The following is an 18670-nucleotide window of genomic DNA, read 5'->3' as shown; positions in this document are numbered from 1 at the left end:
TTAACCTCCGGTTACCGGCGGGAAGAAAGCAACTTCGTCGCCGTCAGTCAGCGGATGGTCAAAACTCACCAGCGTCTGGTTGACGGCAGCCAGCAATTTGCCATCTTCCAGCGCCCGCGCCCAGCGATCGCTCTGCGCTGCCAGGTGTTGGCGTAACGCTTCAACGGTTGGGAAATCCGCAGCCACTTCGGTTGCATCTGTTCCCACCAACTCGCGCACCTGGGCGAAAAAAAGAACTTTAATCATCCGCTTCCACCTTAAAATCACCCGACTTGCCGCCGCTCTTCGCCAGCAAACGTACCGGACCAATCACCATATCTTTTTGCACCGCTTTGCACATGTCATAAATGGTCAGCGCCGCCACGGAGGCTGCGGTTAATGCTTCCATTTCGACACCCGTTTTCCCGGTCAGGCGGCAAAGCGTTTCAATTCGTACCCGATTATGTTCCGGCTCAGCCTGTAAATTGACTTCAACTTTGCTGAGCATCAGCGGATGACAAAGCGGGATCAGATCCCAGGTGCGTTTTGCCGCCTGAATACCGGCAATGCGCGCAGTGGCAAATACGTCGCCTTTGTGATGGCGACCATCAATGATCATCGCCAGCGTCTCACTGCGCATGGTGACAAAGGCTTCGGCGCGCGCTTCACGCACAGTTTCCGCTTTGGCGGAGACATCCACCATGTGCGCTTCGCCAGCGGCGTTGATATGGGTCAGTTGCGACATACTTATTTCTTCAAATGTGGATGGAAATTGCACGGACGCGTACGGGCATCCAGCTGCGGGGCGATGATATTTTCCCAGGCGGTGCGGCACGCTTTAGTCGAGCCGGGCATCGCGAAAATCAGCGTTTTGTTAGCAACACCCGCCACCGCACGAGATTGCAGGGTTGCGGTGCCAATCTCTTCGAACGACAGCATACGGAACACTTCGCCGAAGCCTTCGACTTCACGATCGAACAGCGGCAACAGTGCTTCTGGCGCCTGATCGCCTTCTGTCAGGCCAGTACCACCTGTAATCAGCACCACTTGCACATCGTCGCTGGCGATCCACGCAGATACCTGAGCGCGAATGGCGTAGCGGTTTTCTTTGACAATGGCTTTATCGACAACGTGATGGCCTGCTTCCTGCGCCGAGTCGCGCAGATAGTGACCGGAGGTATCGTCTTCTTCACCGCGACGATTAGAAACCGTAAGAATAGCAATACGGGTCGGGATAAATTCAGTGCTTACCTGACTCATCTGATCTCTCCTTTTGACGTTTTAACCGCCAATGTACGATAAGTTTTGCGTAATACCGGTGTTGTTTTGATGCAGGAAATGGGTCTGTTTTTTCTCCCGCAGCGCCGCCGAAATACGCGCTTCCAGCGCCTGTTGCTGGGTATCGTCTTCCAGCAGATCGCGCAGGTTAACGCCGCCTTCACCAAACAGGCAGAGATGGAGTTTACCAATGGAGGAGACGCGCAGGCGGTTGCAGGTGGCGCAGAAGTCTTTTTCATACGGCATGATAAGGCCGATCTCTCCGGCGTAATCCGGATGACAAAAGACTTGTGCGGGGCCGTCGCTGCGTTGACGAAGCTGATGGATCCAGCCGCGACGCAGCAGCTCGTCACGCAGAACCTGACCAGAAATATGGTGCTTGCGGAAGAGTTCGCTGCCCTCGCCCGTTTCCATCAGTTCGATAAAACGCAGCTGAATGGGGCGATGCTGGATCCAGTTCAGAAAGGTGTCGAGTTGATGATGATTGACATCCCGCATCAGCACGGTATTGACTTTAACCTTCTCAAACCCGGCTTCAAATGCAGCATCGATGCCTGCCATTACCTGGTTGAATTTATCCTGCCCGGTAATGGCATGAAACTGACGGGCGTCGAGGCTATCAACGCTGACGTTAATGCCCGTCAGGCCTGCATCGCGCCAGTTCGCGACATCGCGTTCCAGGCGATAACCATTGGTGGTGACCGCAATCTGGCGAATAGCGTCGTTTTCCCGCACAGCGGCGATGATATCGGTAAAGTCGCGACGTAAAGACGGCTCGCCGCCTGTCAGACGCACTTTTTCGGTGCCCAGACTGGCGAAGGCGCGAGTAACCCGACGAATTTCATCGACGGTCAGGAAGCCTTTATTAGTGACGCCGCTCGGCTTGTAGCCATCCGGCAGGCAGTAGGTGCAACGAAAGTTACACACATCGGTAATCGACAGGCGCAAGTAGTAAAACTTACGCGCAAATGCATCAGTCAGTTGTGAAGCCATGTACACCTTTCCAGATACGGGAGGCGAAGTCATTTCTTCCTTCGCCCTGGTGGCAATCTTTATGAGCATTGTCACGGCCAAAGCACCGTATCAGTTGACCCAGGTGCAGAGGCTAGAGTGTTTAGTGGTTATGCCGATACTAGCGTGTAAATGAGATTTTTACCATTCACACTTTTCGCTATGTAATCATGTATATAGCGTCATGATCGTGCTATTTCCCTACAGAATAAGGGAAAATGATGGTTTTACTTTGATGTACATCATCAGCAATGCAGTGCGTATATCGTCCTTTAGAGGTAGAAAACAATTATTTGTATCCTCAATTTTGGCGGGTTAATTGCTGTTTCCCTGTCAGTTGCGCTACTGTAGCGCGGATAATCTGACTTCAGGAATTTATATGCGCAATCGTACGCTGGCTGACCTTGATCGTGTCGTTGCTCTCGGCGGAGGGCATGGACTGGGACGCGTTCTCTCATCACTTTCGTCTTTGGGTTCTCGTTTAACGGGCATTGTGACCACCACCGATAACGGTGGTTCAACAGGGCGTATTCGCCGCTCAGAAGGCGGTATTGCCTGGGGCGATATGCGCAACTGTCTTAATCAGTTAATTACAGAACCCAGCGTCGCTTCCGCGATGTTTGAATATCGTTTTGGCGGTAATGGCGAGCTTTCCGGGCATAACCTTGGAAACCTGATGTTAAAGGCGCTGGACCACCTTAGCGTGCGGCCTCTGGAAGCCATCAATTTAATTCGTAATCTGCTGAAAGTGGATGCGCATTTGATTCCGATGTCAGAGCATCCCGTTGATCTGATGGCGATTGACGATCAGGGGCATGAAGTTTACGGCGAGGTAAATATTGACCAGTTAACCACGCCGATTCAGGAATTACTGTTAACCCCTAATGTGCCTGCTACGCGTGAAGCTGTACATGCTATCAATGAAGCAGATCTGATTCTTATCGGGCCAGGCAGTTTTTATACCAGCCTGATGCCGATCCTGCTGCTTAAGGAAATGGCGCAGGCATTACGCCGCACGCCAGCACCGATGGTCTATATCGGCAATCTGGGACGTGAACTTAGCCTACCAGCGGCGAATCTGAAACTGGAAAATAAGCTGGCGATTATGGAGCAGTATGTCGGCAAGAAGGTTATTGATGCCGTCGTCGTTGGGCCGAAAGTGGATGTTTCTGCGGTCACCGACAGAATAGTGATTCAGGATGTACTGGAGGCCAGCGATATCCCCTATCGTCATGACCGCCAGTTGTTACATAACGCACTGGAAAAGGCGTTACAGGCGTTGGGTTAACGGAAAACCGGAAGAACATTCCGGCGTCAGATTGCAGACAAAGTGCGCGTTGTTCATGTCGGATGCGGCGTGAACGCCTTATCCGGCCTACAAATCGCGCAAATTCAATATATTGCAGAGTGCATGTAGGCCTGATAAGCGTAGCGCATCAGGCAATTTTACGTTTCTCATCAGCCTCAAACCAGAAGAACATTCCGGCTTTTTCATCTCGTCACGAAGCCGCAATAAACAGCTCACGCAACTGATGCAACTGGTCACGAATTTGCGCCGCCTCTTCGAACTCCAGGTTTTGTGCGTGTTTCATCATCTGCCCTTCCAGTTCATGGATTTTCTGCTGCAACGCTTTTGGCGACATATCCATCGGCACATTATCCGGCTCAACAATCGCGCGCGCTTTCCCTCTGCCCTTGGCTTTGGTTTTAGCAATGTTCTGCCCCAGCGCCAGGATATCGACCACTTTCTTGTTCAGCCCTTGTGGTGTAATGCCATGCTCTTCGTTGTACTTCTGCTGTTTCTCGCGGCGACGTTCGGTTTCGCCAATCGCTTTCGCCATTGACGGGGTTATCTTATCGCCGTAGAGAATCGCTTTACCGTTAACGTTACGTGCCGCACGACCAATGGTCTGGATCAACGAACGTTCAGAACGCAGGAAGCCCTCTTTGTCGGCGTCGAGGATTGCCACCAGCGACACTTCCGGCATATCCAGACCTTCGCGCAGTAAGTTGATGCCAACCAGCACATCGAACTCGCCCAGACGCAAGTCGCGGATGATTTCCATACGTTCAACGGTATCAATGTCGGAGTGAAGATAACGCACGCGCTCGCCGTGTTCTTCGAGATATTCGGTGAGGTCTTCCGCCATCCGCTTGGTCAGCGTCGTCACCAGAACGCGTTCGTTAATTGCCGCCCGCAGGCGAATTTCTGAAAGAAGATCATCGACCTGGGTCGCGACCGGACGCACTTCGATAATTGGATCAAGCAATCCGGTTGGACGCACCACCTGATCCACCACGTCGCCGCCAGATTTCTCCAGTTCATAGTTGCCGGGCGTCGCGGAAACATAGATGGTTTGCGGGGCTAATGCTTCGAACTCTTCAAACTTCAGCGGACGGTTATCCAGCGCCGATGGCAGGCGGAAACCATACTCCACCAGCGTTTCTTTACGCGCCCGGTCGCCGCGATACATACCGCCTATCTGCGGAATGGTGACGTGTGATTCATCAACCACCAGCAGCCCATCGGCAGGCAGGTAATCAAACAGCGTCGGCGGTGGCTCGCCAGGCCCACGCCCGGAAAGAAAGCGAGAATAGTTTTCGATGCCCGAGCAATATCCCAGCTCATTCATCATCTCCAGATCAAACTGGGTACGCTGGGTCAGCCGCTGCTCTTCCAGCAACTTGTTATTTGCCAGCAGTACCTTGCGCCGATCCGCCAGTTCTTCTTTAATCTCTTCCATCGCCTGCACAATGCGCTCGCGCGGCGTAACATAGTGCGTTTTCGGGTAGATGGTATAACGCGCAATGGTCGAGATAATCTGCCCGGTTAGTGGGTCGAAAAGCGAGAGACGTTCCACTTCTTCGTCGAACAATTCTACACGTAGCGCAACGTCGTCGGACTCTGCCGGGAAGATGTCGATCACCTCACCCCGCACGCGAAAAGTGCCGCGCTGGAATGCCTGGTCGTTGCGGGTGTATTGCAACTCCGCCAGGCGACGCAGGATCGCGCGCTGATCGATAATCATACCGACCGTGAGGTGCAGCATCATCTTGAGATATAAATCAGGATCGCCCAGACCATAAATTGCGGAAACTGACGCTACGACAATGACATCTCGCCGCTCCAGCAACGCTTTGGTTGCTGAAAGTCGCATCTGTTCGATATGTTCGTTTACTGAGGCATCTTTCTCAATAAACGTATCTGAACTCGGAACATAGGCTTCTGGCTGATAGTAATCGTAATAGGAGACGAAATACTCCACCGCGTTTTCCGGGAAGAACTCTTTCATCTCACCATATAGTTGCGCTGCCAGCGTTTTGTTGGGCGCCAGCACCATAGTTGGGCGTTGCAGGTCAGCGATGACATTAGCAATAGTGAAGGTTTTCCCCGACCCCGTCACGCCAAGCAGAGTCTGATGCGCGAGGCCATCCTCCAGCCCCTCTTTGAGGCGTCGAATCGCCTCCGGCTGATCGCCAGAAGGTTTAAACGCGGAATTCAGTTTGAATGGTTTACTCATGAGTTGCTACCTGAAGGAATGGGCGGGCAGGTGTGTAATTTTACTCGTCATGATTAATAATGCCAATAAATTATACTGGATAGAAAAACAGTCTCACACCACAACATTTCTGTTACGCCGTAAACTAAGGTCTCAACCGTAGGCAAAATTGACCCTGTGACGAGATAAAACTCTGGTCTGCAGGGTTATCCCCAGAGCAATGGCTTTTTTAACATTTGTCAAGATGGCTGATGACGGATTTATTGCAGGAGATGACACTTTCCTGACAGCCATTGCATTTATCTAACAGATTGAAAAATAAAAAATATTTATTTAAGCCGTCTTTAGCGCCAATTTGCGTGCAAGCCGCGTATTCTCTCGCTTACCTTACGTTTTCTAACTCTAATGCACATGGTTATCCACAGGAATAGTGGATAACTACCTGCAGCCCCTATGTCCAGCCGCCTGGGCAATTCCCATACTAATCGTATAATGCCGGGGTAAAATTTTTTTCGCGATTTTTTTAGCATTTGGTTGGTTAAATTACGGGCGACCGAAGACGCGATCTCGCTCGCAATTCAACCAATTTTTTTGCTACTTCAGTGATGTGAGATTTATATATTTTCCGGTTAGCGCACTTTCTGGATTTTCCTGAAGCCAGGGAATTTCCCCCAGCAGCGGCGCGGGGATCATTCGGGTGAGCGTAGCCATATATTCACTGTGGCGTTTACCCTGCGGCGTGACATCGTTCGCCACCCAGCCTGCGAGTGTTAGCCCTGCCTGCTGTACTGCCTGTGCTGTCAGCATTGCATGATTGATGCAGCCCAGTTTTACCCCAACGACCAGAATCACCGGCAGTTGTTCCTGCGTTACCCAATCTGCAAACATGAAGGAATCCGAAAGCGGCGTAAACCAGCCGCCAGCGCCTTCCACTAACACCCAGTCAGCCTGTTGTTCAAGCACGCGTAATCCGGCGCTCATTACCAATGATTCTATCGGCCTGCCCTCTTGCGCGCTGATGATGTGCGGCGAAGTGGGTTCTGCGAAGGTATAAGGATTTACCGTTGCGTAATCCAGCTGCAGGCTGCTGTTGCGCTGTAACGCCAGCGCGTCGCTGTTACGTAAGCCTTCCGGGGTATTTTCGCTGCCAGAGGCCACCGGTTTATAACCTGCCGTCCGATAACCTGCTGCCTTCGCGGCTTGTAAAAGTGCACAACTGGCGACAGTTTTCCCTACTTCGGTGTCCGTTCCGGTGACAAAATAACGTTTACTCACGAGCAATCACTCCCAAAAAAAGATGATACGTCAGAGGATATCGCCCCTGTTGTTGCGGCCAGGCCAGTTGCAGTTGTTGTAACTGTGAACGGGTTAATACTCGCTGGTCGCGCCCTGCGTGAAGATGCGTTGCGCCAATGCCTTTCAGCGAACGCATGGCGCTGAGCGCATCATCAAAGCACAGGGTGATGGGTTGAAGATGGTGTTGATAACATAAGCCTTTCAGCGCCTGTTCAATGTCAGCGGGTAGTAAAAAGTGATTAGCATGAGGCCGTTTATCTACCGCTTGCCACGCCTGATGTAATTCAGGGAGCGATCCCTGCGCCAGCGTGGTAAATGCCACCACGCCGCCGGGGCGTACTACGCGACAAAGCTCACCTAATGCCGTGGATAAATTACCGCACCACTGCACCGCGAGATTGCTCCATGCAAGATCGAACGTCGCAGTCGCTAACGGCAGGGATTCGATATCCCCCGCCAGATAATGATCTGCGGCATCCTTCTGGCGTGCCTGGGCAAGCATTGGCGGCGAGAGATCTAACGCCATCACCTGCTCGCTGCGCTCGCGCCAGTGGCGGCTCATCCAGCCAGGTCCACAGCCAGCATCCAGCACTCGGGCGTATTTGCGTTGCGGGAGCATTGCCAGCAAGGCATCGGCGCTCTGACGCTGTAACTCTGCGTGTTGCTCATACTGTGAGGCAGCCCGACCAAATGCCGCCGCAATGGCTTGTTTATTAACCGTTGCCATGCAGCACCTCCAGCAGACGGTCGATATCCTGCGTTTCATGAGCTGCGGTTAAGGTCAGGCGCAGTCGCGCAGTGCCAGCGGGTACGGTTGGCGGGCGAATCGCCGTGACCCAGCAGCCTTGCTGGCGCAGTTTTTCTGCTAGTTGTAACGCACGGCTGTTATCACCGACGATCAATGGCTGGATGGCGCTGCATGAATCAGCAAGCGTAAACGGCAAATCCTGTACTCCGGCACGAAAACGCGCAATGAGTGACGCCAGTTTTTCGCGCCGTGCATCACCCTCATCACGGCGAATGACCGCCAGCGACGCACGTAATGCCTGCACCTGAGCGGGCGGCATACTGGTGCTGTAGATAAGATGGCGGGCAAATTGCAGCAGATAATCCGCCACAGTTTCAGAGCAAAGCACCGCCGCACCGCTGACACCAAATCCTTTGCCAAACGTAACCACCAGCAATTCTGGTTTTACCTTTTGCAGCCAGCAGCTGCCGCGCCCCTGCTCCCCGATAACGCCCGTACCGTGGGCATCGTCGACCATCAACCAGCCATTGTGCTGCTGCGTCTCACGGTGGATTTCCGTCAGCGGCGCACTATCGCCGTCCATACTGAATACGCCTTCTGTCACCACCAGTCGCAACCCTGGACAGGAGGAAGCAAGCAGGCGCGCCAGATGAGCGACATCGTTATGAGCAAAACGGCGAAGCTGCGCCGGACTTAAACTGGCCGCTTCCTGCAAGGAGGCGTGGCTAAGCCGGTCGGCAACGATGCGGTCATCTTTCGCCATCATCGCGGCAATGACCGCCTGATTAGCGGCAAAACCGGAGATAAACAGCAGCGCCCGCGAATAACCCAGCCACTCGGCCAGTTCTTCTTCCAGCGCCTGATGCGCCACGCTATAACCGCTGACGTGACCGGAACCGCCACTACCGACGCCAAATTGCTCCGCACCCTGCTGCCAGGCACGGATAATTTGCGGATGATGGCTTAAACCTAAGTAATCGTTACTGGAAAAGTTCAGATACTGCCGTCCGTCCGCCACCAGCCAGCGTCCGGCGCCTTGTGCCACCGGATAACGGCGACGCAGGGCATCGGCAGCACGCCGCGCATCGAGCGCCGCGTTAATCTTCTCCTGCCAGGTCATAGGGCTGCCGCGTTGTAGTATTCGTCGGTGTCCGGGGTCATCAGCGCCTGTTCCAGACGTTGCTGTTGTTCGTTATCGCCCGCCAGAACGGCGGTTTGTTGCGGATTCAGCCCCAGTTTGCGGAACAGTTGCAGGTCTTTATCTTCTTCCGGATTCGGCGTGGTCAGCAGTTTGCAACCGTAGAAAATCGAGTTTGCTCCGGCCATAAAGCACATCGCCTGAGTCTGTTCGTTCATCTGCTCGCGTCCGGCAGAAAGGCGCACATAAGAGGTCGGCATCAGGATCCGCGCCACCGCAATGGTGCGAATAAAATCAAAGGCATCGACATCATCATTATCCGCCAGCGGCGTGCCTTTCACCTTCACCAGCATGTTGATTGGCACGCTTTCCGGCGGCGTCGGCAGGTTTGCCAGTTGCAGCAATAATCCGGCGCGATCTTTTACCGTTTCGCCTAAGCCCACAATGCCACCTGAGCAGACTTTGATCCCGGCATCGCGCACTTTTTCCAGCGTATCGAGACGTTCCTGGTAGGTACGTGTGGTAATGATATTGCCGTAAAACTCCGGCGAGGTGTCCAGGTTGTGGTTGTAGTAATCCAGCCCGGCGTTCGCGAGGCGCTGCGCCTGGGATTCACTTAATGTCCCCAGCGTCATACACGCCTCCAGCCCCATCGCTTTTACCCCCTGCACCATCTGCTCGAGATAGGGCATATCGCGTTCGTGCGGATTCTTCCACGCCGCGCCCATGCAGAAACGTGTCGATCCCGCCGCTTTCGCTTTGCGCGCCGACTCCAGCACCTGTTCAACTTCCATCAACCGCTCGGCTTCCAGCCCGGTTTTATAGCGCGAGCTTTGCGGGCAGTATTTGCAATCTTCCGGGCAAGCACCGGTTTTAATTGACAGCAAAGTGCTAACCTGCACCTGACGAGGATCGAAATGCTGACGATGCACCTGCTGCGCTTCAAACAGCAGATCCAGCAACGGTTTTTCAAATAATTCTGTGACTTGCGACAATGTCCAGCGTGGGCGGTGAGCCATGGGGCTTCTCCAAAACGTGTTTTTTGTTGTTAATTCGGTGTAGACTTGTAAACCTAAATCTTTTCATTTTGGTTTACAAGTCGATTATGACAATGGACGATCTTGCCTTTGACCAACGCCATATCTGGCATCCGTACACATCCATGACCTCCCCGCTGCCGGTTTATCCGGTGGCGAGCGCGGAAGGTTGCGAGCTGATTTTGTCTGACGGCAGACGCCTGGTTGACGGTATGTCGTCCTGGTGGGCGGCGATCCACGGCTACAATCACCCGCAGCTTAATGCGGCGATGAAGTCGCAAATTGATGCCATGTCGCATGTGATGTTTGGCGGTATCACCCATGCGCCCGCCATCGAGCTATGCCGCAAACTGGTGGCGATGACGCCGCAACCACTGGAGTGCGTTTTTCTCGCAGACTCCGGCTCCGTAGCGGTGGAAGTGGCGATGAAGATGGCGTTGCAGTACTGGCAGGCCAAAGGCGAAGCGCGCCAGCGTTTTCTGACCTTCCGCAATGGTTATCATGGCGATACTTTTGGCGCGATGTCGGTATGCGATCCTGACAACTCTATGCACAGCCTGTGGAAAGGCTATCTGCCAGAAAACTTGTTTGCTCCAGCCCCGCAAAGCCGCATGGACGGCGAATGGGATGAGCGCGATATGGTAGGCTTTGCGCGCCTGATGGCGGCGCATCGTCATGAAATCGCTGCGGTGATCATTGAACCGATTGTCCAGGGCGCAGGCGGGATGCGCATCTACCATCCGGAATGGTTAAAACGAATCCGCAAAATGTGCGATCGTGAAGGTATCTTGCTGATTGCTGACGAAATCGCCACCGGATTTGGTCGTACCGGCAAACTGTTTGCCTGTGAACATGCGGGGATTGCGCCGGACATTTTATGCCTCGGTAAAGCCTTAACCGGCGGCACGATGACCCTTTCAGCCACGCTCACCACGCGCGAGGTTGCAGAAACCATCAGTAACGGCGAAGCCGGCTGCTTTATGCACGGGCCAACTTTTATGGGCAATCCGCTGGCCTGCGCGGCTGCAAACGCCAGCCTGGCGATTCTCGAATCTGGCGACTGGCAGCAACAGGTGGCGGATATTGAAGTACAGCTGCGCGAGCAACTTGCCCCCGCCCGTGATGCCGAAATGGTTGCCGATGTGCGCGTGCTAGGGGCCATTGGCGTGGTCGAAACCACTCGTCCGGTGAATATGGCGGCGCTGCAAAAATTCTTTGTCGAGCAGGGTGTGTGGATACGGCCTTTTGGCAAGCTGATTTACCTGATGCCGCCCTATATTATTCGCCCGGGACAGTTGCAGCGCCTGACCGCAGCGGTAAATCGCGCCGTACTGGATGAAACATTTTTTTGCCAATAACGGGAAGTCAGCGTGAGGGTTTCTGGCTACACTTTCTGCAAACAAGAAAGGAGGGTTCATGAAACTCATCAGTAACGATCTGCGCGATGGCGATAAGCTGCCGCATCGTCATGTCTTTAACGGCATGGGTTACGATGGCGATAATATTTCGCCACATCTGGCGTGGGATGATGTTCCTGCGGGAACGAAAAGTTTTGTTGTCACCTGCTACGACCCGGATGCGCCAACCGGCTCCGGCTGGTGGCACTGGGTAGTTGTTAACTTACCCGCTGATACCCGCGTATTACCGCAGGGGTTTGGCTCTGGTCTGGTGGCAATCCCTGATGGCGTGCTCCAGACACGTACCGATTTTGGTAAAACCGGGTACGATGGCGCAGCGCCGCCGAAAGGCGAAACTCATCGCTACATTTTTACTGTTCACGCGCTGAATGTAGAACGTATTGATGTCGATGAAGGTGCCAGCGGCGCGATGGTCGGGTTTAACGTTCATTTCCACTCTCTCGCCAGCGCATCAATTACCGCGATGTTCAGTTAAATGTTCTGTCAGATGGTGCAAGGCCATCTGACATCACTTAAAGGTATTAAAAACAACTTTTTGTCTTTTTACCTTCCCGTTTCGCTAAAGTTAGTATAAAAAAGCAGGCTTCAACGGATTCATTTTTCCATTTCAAAGCCCGGAGCAACCTGTGAACACATTTTCAGTTTCCCGTCTGGCGCTGGCACTGGCTTTTGGCGTGACGCTGACCGCCTGTAGCTCAACACCGCCCGATCAACGCCCTTCCGATCAAGTAGCACCTGGTACGTCTTCTCGCCCGATTCTGTCGGCAAAAGAAGCGCAGAATTTCGATGCTCAACACTATTTTTCCTCCCTGACGCCAGGTGCTGCAGCATGGAATCCTTCCCCGATTACCCTGCCTGCGCAACCTGACTTTGTTGTCGGCCCGGCGGGTACTCAAGGTGTAACGCATACCACGATTCAGGCGGCGGTAGATGCGGCAATTATCAAGCGTACTAATAAGCGCCAGTATATTGCCGTGATGCCAGGTGAGTATGAAGGTACGGTTTATGTCCCTGCGGCACCGGGCGGAATCACTGTCTACGGCATGGGCGAAAAACCGATTGATGTGAAAATTGGACTTTCCCTTGATGGTGGAATGAGCCCTGCTGACTGGCGTCATGACGTTAACCCACGCGGCAAATATATGCCCGGTAAACCAGCGTGGTATATGTACGATAGTTGCCAGAGCAAACGCAGCAACAGCATCGGCGTTCTCTGTTCTGCGGTCTTCTGGTCACAAAACAATGGCCTGCAACTGCAAAACCTGACCATCGAAAACACGCTGGGCGATAGCGTAGATGCGGGTAACCATCCGGCGGTGGCGTTGCGTACTGATGGCGACAAAGTACAGATCAACAACGTTAACATTCTTGGTCGTCAGAATACCTTCTTTGTCACCAACAGCGGTGTACAAAACCGTCTGGAAACGAATCGTCAGCCGCGTACTCTGGTAACTAATAGCTACATCGAAGGGGATGTGGATATCGTTTCCGGCCGTGGTGCAGTGGTGTTCGATAATACCGAATTCCGCGTGGTGAACTCACGTACTCAGCAAGAAGCGTATGTGTTCGCACCGGCTACGCTGTCCAATATTTACTACGGTTTCCTTGCCGTAAATAGCCGTTTCAATGCCTCCGGTGATGGCGTCGCACAGCTGGGCCGCTCGCTGGATGTTGATGCCAATACCAACGGTCAGGTAGTGATCCGTGATAGCGCCATCAACGAAGGCTTTAACACGGCTAAACCGTGGGCCGACGCGGTGATTTCCAATCGTCCATTTGCGGGTAATACCGGCAGCGTTGACGATAACGACGAAGTACAGCGCAATCTGAATGACACTAACTACAACCGCATGTGGGAATACAATAACCGTGGCGTGGGTAGCAAAGTGGTTGCAGAAGCAAAGAAATAAGCGTTGTTAACTATTTGCCGGATGCGGCGTAAACGCTTTATCCGGCCTACGGGTCGATGCAATTTGTAGGTCGGATAAGATGCGCCAGCATCGCATCCGACAATAAGTGCCGGATGCGGCGTAAACGCTTTATCCGGCCTACGGGTCGATGCAATTTGTAGGTCGGATAAGATGCGCCAGCATCGCATCCGACAATAAGTGCCGGATGCGGCGTAAACGCCTTATCCGGCCTACGGGTCGATGCGATTCGTAGGTCGGATAAGATGCGCCAGCATCGCATCCGACAATAAGTGCCGAATGCGACCTACATTCACATGGCGCTTTTTACATCTGACGGTTTTTATTGAAGTTAATCAAACTACCCGCTTTGATAATCTCGCGCTCTTCAGCAGTCAGACTTTCCATATACAGCGTAATTTCCGTAACCGGCGCATCTTCATGGATCACATAACCTTTGAAGGTCGTACCTGGATTATCCAGCGCCGCTTTAATGCCAGGAATATAAATGTAATCCCCCACTTCAAAGTTCGGCACTTCTGCCATTTGCAGCGGTAACATCCCCCAGTTGATGACATTAGAACGGTAACGTTTAGTCGCGTATTCCTCGGCAATATTCGCCAGACCGCCAATCACACGCTGGCAGCTCGCCGCCTGTTCACGCGCAGAACCATCACCTGGTTTGACCGCATAAACCATGCTGCCAATTTCAGTTTGCAGCGGATCAATATGTTCCTGACCAGCAATCTGTTTAATACGGGCAAATACGGATTCCAGCTCGCTGACATTCCCCGCCAGACGTTGATTTTCCAGCTCAGCAGTGGCTTTACTTCTGCCAACATAGCCTGGATCGCGGCGTGACAGGGTAAACTCCGCCAGACCAATCGGATTTGAACGATAAGAAGAGGTTTCACCGGAAGGAATCAATTCGTCGGTAGTGGTCACTTCGTCGAGGATCTTCGAGCACACTTTGAGGACGATATTGTCAGTCAGCGCACCCAATTCCGGCCAGTCTTTGATGTTCGGTCCATAGATCAACGGTTGCTGGGTCGCCCCTTTCACAAAACCCTGATAGACACGATTTTTATACGGCGTCACATCGAAAACGTACTCCGGCACGTTGTCCCAGCAATCCAGCTCGCTGGCAGAGGTTAAATAGCCACCGTTTGCCGCAGTCGCAGCGATAGAACGGGCGTCCATTAATGCAACCGCTGACATCTGCCCATTAGCTGGCTTAGAGCCTTCGCGGTTCGGGAAGTTACGCGTGGTGTGGCGAATACTCAAACCGTTGTTGATTGGCGTATCACCCGCCCCAAAGCATGGGCCGCAGAACGCGGTTCTGATGATTGCGCCTGCGCCAATCAAATCTGCTACCACGCCTTTTTTGGCTAAATCCATAAACACCGGCTGCGATGACGGGTAAACCGCCAGCGAGAAGGTATCATTGCCACAGGATTGACCGCGCAGCGCATTTGCTGCGGCGATAACGTTTTCATAGTTACCGCCAGAACAGCCGGCGATAATCCCCTGTTGTACTTTCAGGCGTCCATTTTCCACTTTATCCAGCAGCGAGAGTCTGGCTTTACCGTGCGCCACGCGCTCGGACTCAATTTCAATCTCACGCAGAATATCGGTCAGGTTCTGGTTCAGCGTGTCGATTTCATACACGTTGCTTGGGTGGAACGGCAGCGCAATCATTGGTTTGATGGCGCTTAGATCAACGCTGATGCAGCCATCGTAGTACGCCATCGGTTGTGGATTAAGCTGGCAGTAATCCTGGCCGCGACCGTGCAGCGCCAGCCAGTTATGGACTTCTTCATCGGTTTGCCAGACGGAACTTAAACAGGTGGTTTCAGTGGTCATCACGTCAACGCTGTTGCGGAAATCGGTAGAGAGCGCAGCAACACCCGGCCCCACGAACTCCATCACTTTATTTTTGACGTAGCCGTTTTTGAACACCGCGCCGATGATCGCCAGCGCCACATCTTGCGGTCCCACATAAGGTGCTGGTTTTCCGGTCAAATGCACCGCAACAACCCCCGGATAGTCGATATCCCAGGTATCATTAAGCAGTTGTTTTACCAGCTCGCCGCCGCCCTCACCGACCGCCATTGTCCCTAATGCACCGTAACGGGTGTGGCTGTCTGAACCGAGGATCATTTTGCCGCCGCCTGCCATCATTTCACGCATATATTGATGGATTACAGCAATATGCGGAGGCACAAAAATACCGCCATAACGCTGCGCTGCCGATAAACCAAAAACATGGTCATCACCGTTAATGGTGCCGCCAACTGCGCACAGTGAGTTATGGCAGTTGGTCAGCACATACGGTAGCGGAAAACGTTCCATACCGGACGCTTTAGCGGTCTGTACAATACCAACAAAGGTAATATCGTGAGAGGCTAATGAATCAAACTTAATTTTAAGTTTGTCCATATTTCCGGATGTATTATGAGAAGAGAGAATAGACCAGGCAATAGTGCCTTTTTTTGCTTCTTCTTTATTAATTTCGCCGGTGAAATGTTCTTCGGTAATTATTTCGTTATTACTGGCGAGAAACACGCCTTTTTCAGATAACTTGATCATCAAATGCTCCAGATATCTGCGCACCGTAAAGTGCGCAGAAAGATAATAAATGGATATACTCTAAATAATTCGAGTTGCAGGAAGGCGACAAGCGAGTGAATCCCCAGGAGCTTACATAAGTAAGTGACTGGGGTGAGCGAACGCAGACGCAGCACATGCAACTTGAAGTATGACGAGTATATTTACAGCATGTTCCAGCCGATCAGCATATTCCACCACCATACGCCAAGGGTGATATGCACCAGGAAGGTTAATATCGTCAGTACCGCACCGACCAACCACCAGGATTTAATGTCGTTATAGCCAACACCGAAGATAACCGGACCAGCCGCGCCGCCATAGTGAGTGACCATGCCGCCGTAGGAGTTGGAGAACAGCAGCGCCAGCGCAGTTAACATTAACGGTGCGCCGGAGACGTTCGCCAGCATGGCAAATACCGGCAACATAGCAACGATATAGGCGCTACCAGAAGCGAAGAAATAACGCACGATGATGCTAAGGAAAATAATGACAAAGAAGGCAACGTTGCCATGACCATCAAATGCCAGGTTATTTTTAAAGACTTCAGCTAACCATTCGAAGAATTTAACTTTTGATAATAAGGAGCTTAAACCGATAATACCGCCGTACCAGATTAAGGTATTCCAGCCGCCTTTATTTTTAACCACATCTTCCCAGGTCACAATACCCAACAGCAGCATGGTTGCCATAACAACGATTGCCACAGTGGATTCATCAACCCCCAGAGACTTACTGAAAATCCAGCCCAGCAGCGCCAGCACAAAGACACCGAGCAGCATTTTTTCGCGAATTTTCATCGGCCCCAGTTCGGCAAGACCCGCTTTAGCGATAGTTTTGTTATCCACCTTCTTAATTTCTGGCGGATACATGGTGTAAATCACCAGCGGAGTGACCAGCAGCATAATGATGCCAGGCAAACCAGCGGCCAACGCCCATCCACCCCAGCTAATTTGCAGATGCAGAATGTCGTTGATCATTTTCAGCGCCAGAATGTTCCCCGCCATTGCGGTAAAGAACATGTAGCTGGTGGTTTTGGTGACCATGTAAATGGACATCATCAGGTAATGTCCAACACGACGCGGGCTTTTTTCCGGTTCTGACCCCAAAGCCACCGCCACGCTGTTGATGATCGGTAACACAATGCCGCCCGCACGCGCGGTGTTAGACGGTGTTGCCGGAGCCAGTACCAGATCGAGGAATACGGTAACGTAACCCAGACCCAGGGTGGTGCTACCAATTTTACCAATCAGCAGATAGGCGATACGTTTGCCTAATCCGGTGGTAACAAACGCGGCGCTTAAGGTGAACGCCGAGAACACCAGCCAGGTTGTACCGGAAGAGTAACCGCTTAATACGGCGGTGGTTTTAAACGCACCATCGGATAAGTTACCGACCACCACCATTGAAGCGGCAACCGCAATTAACAGTACGACAGGTTCCGGGAATGGCTTAATAACCAGACCCACAATTGCCGCCAGGTAGATACCAAACAGTACCCACGCCAGTTCGCTTAATCCTGCCGGAGCAGGCATAAAGCCAATAATACATGGGATCGCTAATATCAGAATTAGCTTCCATAACGATTTCTTATTCATTTAAAATCCTGTTCTTTCTGTATGACTCATACAGAAGTCCTTTATTGATTGTCCTTATCCTGACAACGAATTTTTTCAGGGAAGATAAACTTCACCGGAAAATATTTTTCTGGTCGTCCGAATAACAGATGCTCGTAACGTCGTGGCATCCTGACCTTCATTGCTTAAATGAACGTCAAGCGCACCACTGGGGTGTTCAATATTGATATTGCCGTATCCAACAGAAGGGACGATTTGTCGGGTGACGGTGCCTTCCAATGCACAACTACTGGAAATGGCAATAGCACCAGTTATCGCCAGCGCGCGATGGCAAGAATGCGGCATAAAATAACGCACATTAATTGCCCCACCTTTCTGTGCTGGAGAAATAAGCACAGGTTTAGGGATAACCATATTACTGACATCGCCCAAGCCCATTGCTTTACCCGCTTGTAGACGGATAGATTCAATGCGGGCTAATAATGCTTTGTCGGCATCCAGTTCCGCTGGTAATTCATAGCCTGTTTTTCCCAGATATTCAGCCGGAATAATAACGACTGGCATCGCCATATCGATACAAGTCACCGGGACATCGTCAAAATAATCAATCTGATTATCCGTCGGGAAAACTTTTCCGGTTTTTGTTCCGGCAGCATTCAGGAAAGTGAGCGCGACCGGCGCGGCTGTCCCTGGCACACCATCAATTCTGGCGCTACCCTCATACTCGACGACACCGTTTGGCGTTTGCACATCGGCTTCGATGAACGTGCCTGTATTGACGTTACGGATACGCACGCGGATGACCGGTGATGTCGCTGCAATCAAACCATTTTCAATGGCGAATGCCCCAACGCCAGACAACATATTGCCGCAGTTAGGTGTGGTATCGACACGTTGCTCATGGACGATTACCTGCGCAAACAAATAATCGACATCAGCACGCGGATCGCTGGAACGGCTAATAATGGCGACTTTACTGGTCAGCGGATTACCGCCGCCGATACCGTCAATTTCCAGATCATTACCGGAACCCATAATTGCCATCAATATTTTATCGCGCTGCGTTTGATCTTCGGGTAAATGTTCCGCTAACAGGAACGCGCCCCTCGAGGTTCCACCTCGCATCATCACGCAGGGTATTTTTTTCATAATAATGCCCTCAATTTAAAAACAT

16 protein-coding genes and 1 riboswitch are annotated in these 18670 nt (G+C 52.2%); of the genes, 4 read left to right on the top strand and 12 right to left on the bottom strand.

The genetic code is table 11. From position 1 onward, the window contains the following. The 4 genes from moaD to moaA all read right to left on the bottom strand — a co-directional run bounded on the left by moaD (position 1) and on the right by moaA (position 2250). Complete coding sequence (moaD, locus tag RGV86_RS19920) at positions 1 to 246, bottom strand: molybdopterin synthase sulfur carrier subunit (RefSeq protein WP_085460541.1); 246 nt, start codon at positions 244 to 246, stop codon at positions 1 to 3. Beyond that, positions 239 to 724 carry a cyclic pyranopterin monophosphate synthase MoaC gene (moaC, locus tag RGV86_RS19915; protein ID WP_000080885.1) on the bottom strand — a complete coding sequence of 162 codons (486 nt, stop codon included), beginning with the start codon at positions 722 to 724 and terminating at the stop codon, positions 239 to 241. The genes moaD and moaC overlap by 8 nt, the downstream gene beginning before the upstream one ends. A gap of 2 nt (positions 725 to 726) precedes the next feature. Then, positions 727 to 1239 (bottom strand): molybdenum cofactor biosynthesis protein B, encoded by a 513-nt coding sequence (moaB, locus tag RGV86_RS19910; RefSeq protein ID WP_000084634.1) that lies wholly within the window; start codon positions 1237 to 1239, stop codon positions 727 to 729. Positions 1240 to 1260: 21 nt separating this feature from the next. Next, positions 1261 to 2250, bottom strand: a complete 990-nt coding sequence (gene moaA, locus RGV86_RS19905; RefSeq protein ID WP_001295301.1) for a GTP 3',8-cyclase MoaA — start codon at positions 2248 to 2250, stop codon at positions 1261 to 1263. Continuing rightward, positions 2238 to 2382: riboswitch (molybdenum cofactor riboswitch) on the bottom strand. Its footprint overlaps the gene before it by 13 nt. Before the next feature lie 265 nt (positions 2383 to 2647). On the opposite strand from moaA, the gene yvcK reads away from it, so the two are divergent. Next, positions 2648 to 3556: a uridine diphosphate-N-acetylglucosamine-binding protein YvcK gene (gene yvcK / locus RGV86_RS19900; protein ID WP_010347415.1), complete on the top strand. Its 909-nt coding sequence runs from the start codon at positions 2648 to 2650 to the stop codon at positions 3554 to 3556. 211 nt (positions 3557 to 3767) lie between these two features. Here the strand turns inward: yvcK and uvrB are convergent, their stop codons facing one another. The 5 genes from uvrB to bioB form a co-directional block, all read right to left on the bottom strand. After that, positions 3768 to 5789 (bottom strand): excinuclease ABC subunit UvrB, encoded by a 2022-nt coding sequence (gene uvrB / locus RGV86_RS19895; RefSeq protein ID WP_000042545.1) that lies wholly within the window; start codon positions 5787 to 5789, stop codon positions 3768 to 3770. 573 nt (positions 5790 to 6362) lie between these two features. Next, positions 6363 to 7043 (bottom strand): dethiobiotin synthase, encoded by a 681-nt coding sequence (bioD, locus tag RGV86_RS19890; RefSeq protein WP_085460540.1) that lies wholly within the window; start codon positions 7041 to 7043, stop codon positions 6363 to 6365. Further along, positions 7036 to 7791 (bottom strand): malonyl-ACP O-methyltransferase BioC, encoded by a 756-nt coding sequence (bioC, locus tag RGV86_RS19885; RefSeq protein ID WP_309508452.1) that lies wholly within the window; start codon positions 7789 to 7791, stop codon positions 7036 to 7038. The genes bioD and bioC overlap by 8 nt, the downstream gene beginning before the upstream one ends. Continuing rightward, positions 7778 to 8932, bottom strand: a complete 1155-nt coding sequence (gene bioF / locus RGV86_RS19880; protein WP_085460538.1) for an 8-amino-7-oxononanoate synthase — start codon at positions 8930 to 8932, stop codon at positions 7778 to 7780. Before bioF ends, bioC begins: the two co-directional genes overlap by 14 nt. After that, positions 8929 to 9969, bottom strand: coding sequence for a biotin synthase BioB (gene bioB / locus RGV86_RS19875; protein ID WP_000951210.1), 1041 nt, complete (start codon positions 9967 to 9969; stop codon positions 8929 to 8931). Before bioB ends, bioF begins: the two co-directional genes overlap by 4 nt. Positions 9970 to 10055: 86 nt before the next feature. Here bioB and bioA point away from each other — a divergent pair, with 86 nt between their 5' ends. From bioA to RGV86_RS19860, 3 genes are all read left to right on the top strand, one after another. Then, on the top strand, positions 10056 to 11345 hold the full coding sequence (gene bioA / locus RGV86_RS19870; protein WP_085460537.1) for an adenosylmethionine--8-amino-7-oxononanoate transaminase: 1290 nt from the start codon (positions 10056 to 10058) through the stop codon (positions 11343 to 11345). 58 nt (positions 11346 to 11403) lie between these two features. After that, positions 11404 to 11880, top strand: coding sequence for a kinase inhibitor (locus RGV86_RS19865; protein ID WP_085460536.1), 477 nt, complete (start codon positions 11404 to 11406; stop codon positions 11878 to 11880). Positions 11881 to 12031: 151 nt separating this feature from the next. Continuing rightward, positions 12032 to 13315, top strand: a complete 1284-nt coding sequence (locus RGV86_RS19860) for a putative acyl-CoA thioester hydrolase (protein WP_085460535.1) — start codon at positions 12032 to 12034, stop codon at positions 13313 to 13315. 324 nt (positions 13316 to 13639) lie between these two features. Here RGV86_RS19860 and RGV86_RS19855 read toward each other — a convergent pair whose 3' ends face one another. The 3 genes from RGV86_RS19855 to RGV86_RS19845 form a co-directional block, all read right to left on the bottom strand. Further along, the gene (locus tag RGV86_RS19855) at positions 13640 to 15901 is read right to left on the bottom strand and encodes a hydratase (RefSeq protein ID WP_085460534.1); all 2262 of its coding nucleotides are present in this window, start codon (positions 15899 to 15901) and stop codon (positions 13640 to 13642) included. A gap of 182 nt (positions 15902 to 16083) precedes the next feature. Beyond that, positions 16084 to 17517, bottom strand: a complete 1434-nt coding sequence (locus tag RGV86_RS19850; RefSeq protein WP_001036486.1) for an anion permease — start codon at positions 17515 to 17517, stop codon at positions 16084 to 16086. A 75-nt stretch (positions 17518 to 17592) separates the two neighbouring features. Beyond that, on the bottom strand, positions 17593 to 18645 hold the full coding sequence (locus RGV86_RS19845; protein ID WP_097748485.1) for a 4-oxalomesaconate tautomerase: 1053 nt from the start codon (positions 18643 to 18645) through the stop codon (positions 17593 to 17595). Positions 18646 to 18670: the final 25 nt, after the last annotated feature.

The organism is Escherichia ruysiae (assembly GCF_031323975.1).
In the GTDB taxonomy this organism is placed as follows: domain Bacteria; phylum Pseudomonadota; class Gammaproteobacteria; order Enterobacterales; family Enterobacteriaceae; genus Escherichia; species Escherichia ruysiae.
This window is presented reverse-complemented; position numbering and strand designations above follow the sequence as displayed.

Bases quoted from the DNA above. Each gene is read 5' to 3' on its own strand.
- moaD (WP_085460541.1), bottom strand. From the start codon at position 246: ATGATTAAAGTTCTTTTTTTCGCCCAGGTGCGCGAGTTGGTGGGAACA.
- moaC (WP_000080885.1), bottom strand. From the start codon at position 724: ATGTCGCAACTGACCCATATCAACGCCGCTGGCGAAGCGCACATGGTG.
- moaB (WP_000084634.1), bottom strand. From the start codon at position 1,239: ATGAGTCAGGTAAGCACTGAATTTATCCCGACCCGTATTGCTATTCTT.
- moaA (WP_001295301.1), bottom strand. From the start codon at position 2,250: ATGGCTTCACAACTGACTGATGCATTTGCGCGTAAGTTTTACTACTTG.
- yvcK (WP_010347415.1), top strand. From the start codon at position 2,648: ATGCGCAATCGTACGCTGGCTGACCTTGATCGTGTCGTTGCTCTCGGC.
- uvrB (WP_000042545.1), bottom strand. From the start codon at position 5,789: ATGAGTAAACCATTCAAACTGAATTCCGCGTTTAAACCTTCTGGCGAT.
- bioC (WP_309508452.1), bottom strand. From the start codon at position 7,791: ATGGCAACGGTTAATAAACAAGCCATTGCGGCGGCATTTGGTCGGGCT.
- bioF (WP_085460538.1), bottom strand. From the start codon at position 8,932: ATGACCTGGCAGGAGAAGATTAACGCGGCGCTCGATGCGCGGCGTGCT.
- bioB (WP_000951210.1), bottom strand. From the start codon at position 9,969: ATGGCTCACCGCCCACGCTGGACATTGTCGCAAGTCACAGAATTATTT.
- bioA (WP_085460537.1), top strand. From the start codon at position 10,056: ATGACAATGGACGATCTTGCCTTTGACCAACGCCATATCTGGCATCCG.
- RGV86_RS19865 (WP_085460536.1), top strand. From the start codon at position 11,404: ATGAAACTCATCAGTAACGATCTGCGCGATGGCGATAAGCTGCCGCAT.
- RGV86_RS19855 (WP_085460534.1), bottom strand. From the start codon at position 15,901: ATGATCAAGTTATCTGAAAAAGGCGTGTTTCTCGCCAGTAATAACGAA.
- RGV86_RS19850 (WP_001036486.1), bottom strand. From the start codon at position 17,517: ATGAATAAGAAATCGTTATGGAAGCTAATTCTGATATTAGCGATCCCA.
- RGV86_RS19845 (WP_097748485.1), bottom strand. From the start codon at position 18,645: ATGAAAAAAATACCCTGCGTGATGATGCGAGGTGGAACCTCGAGGGGC.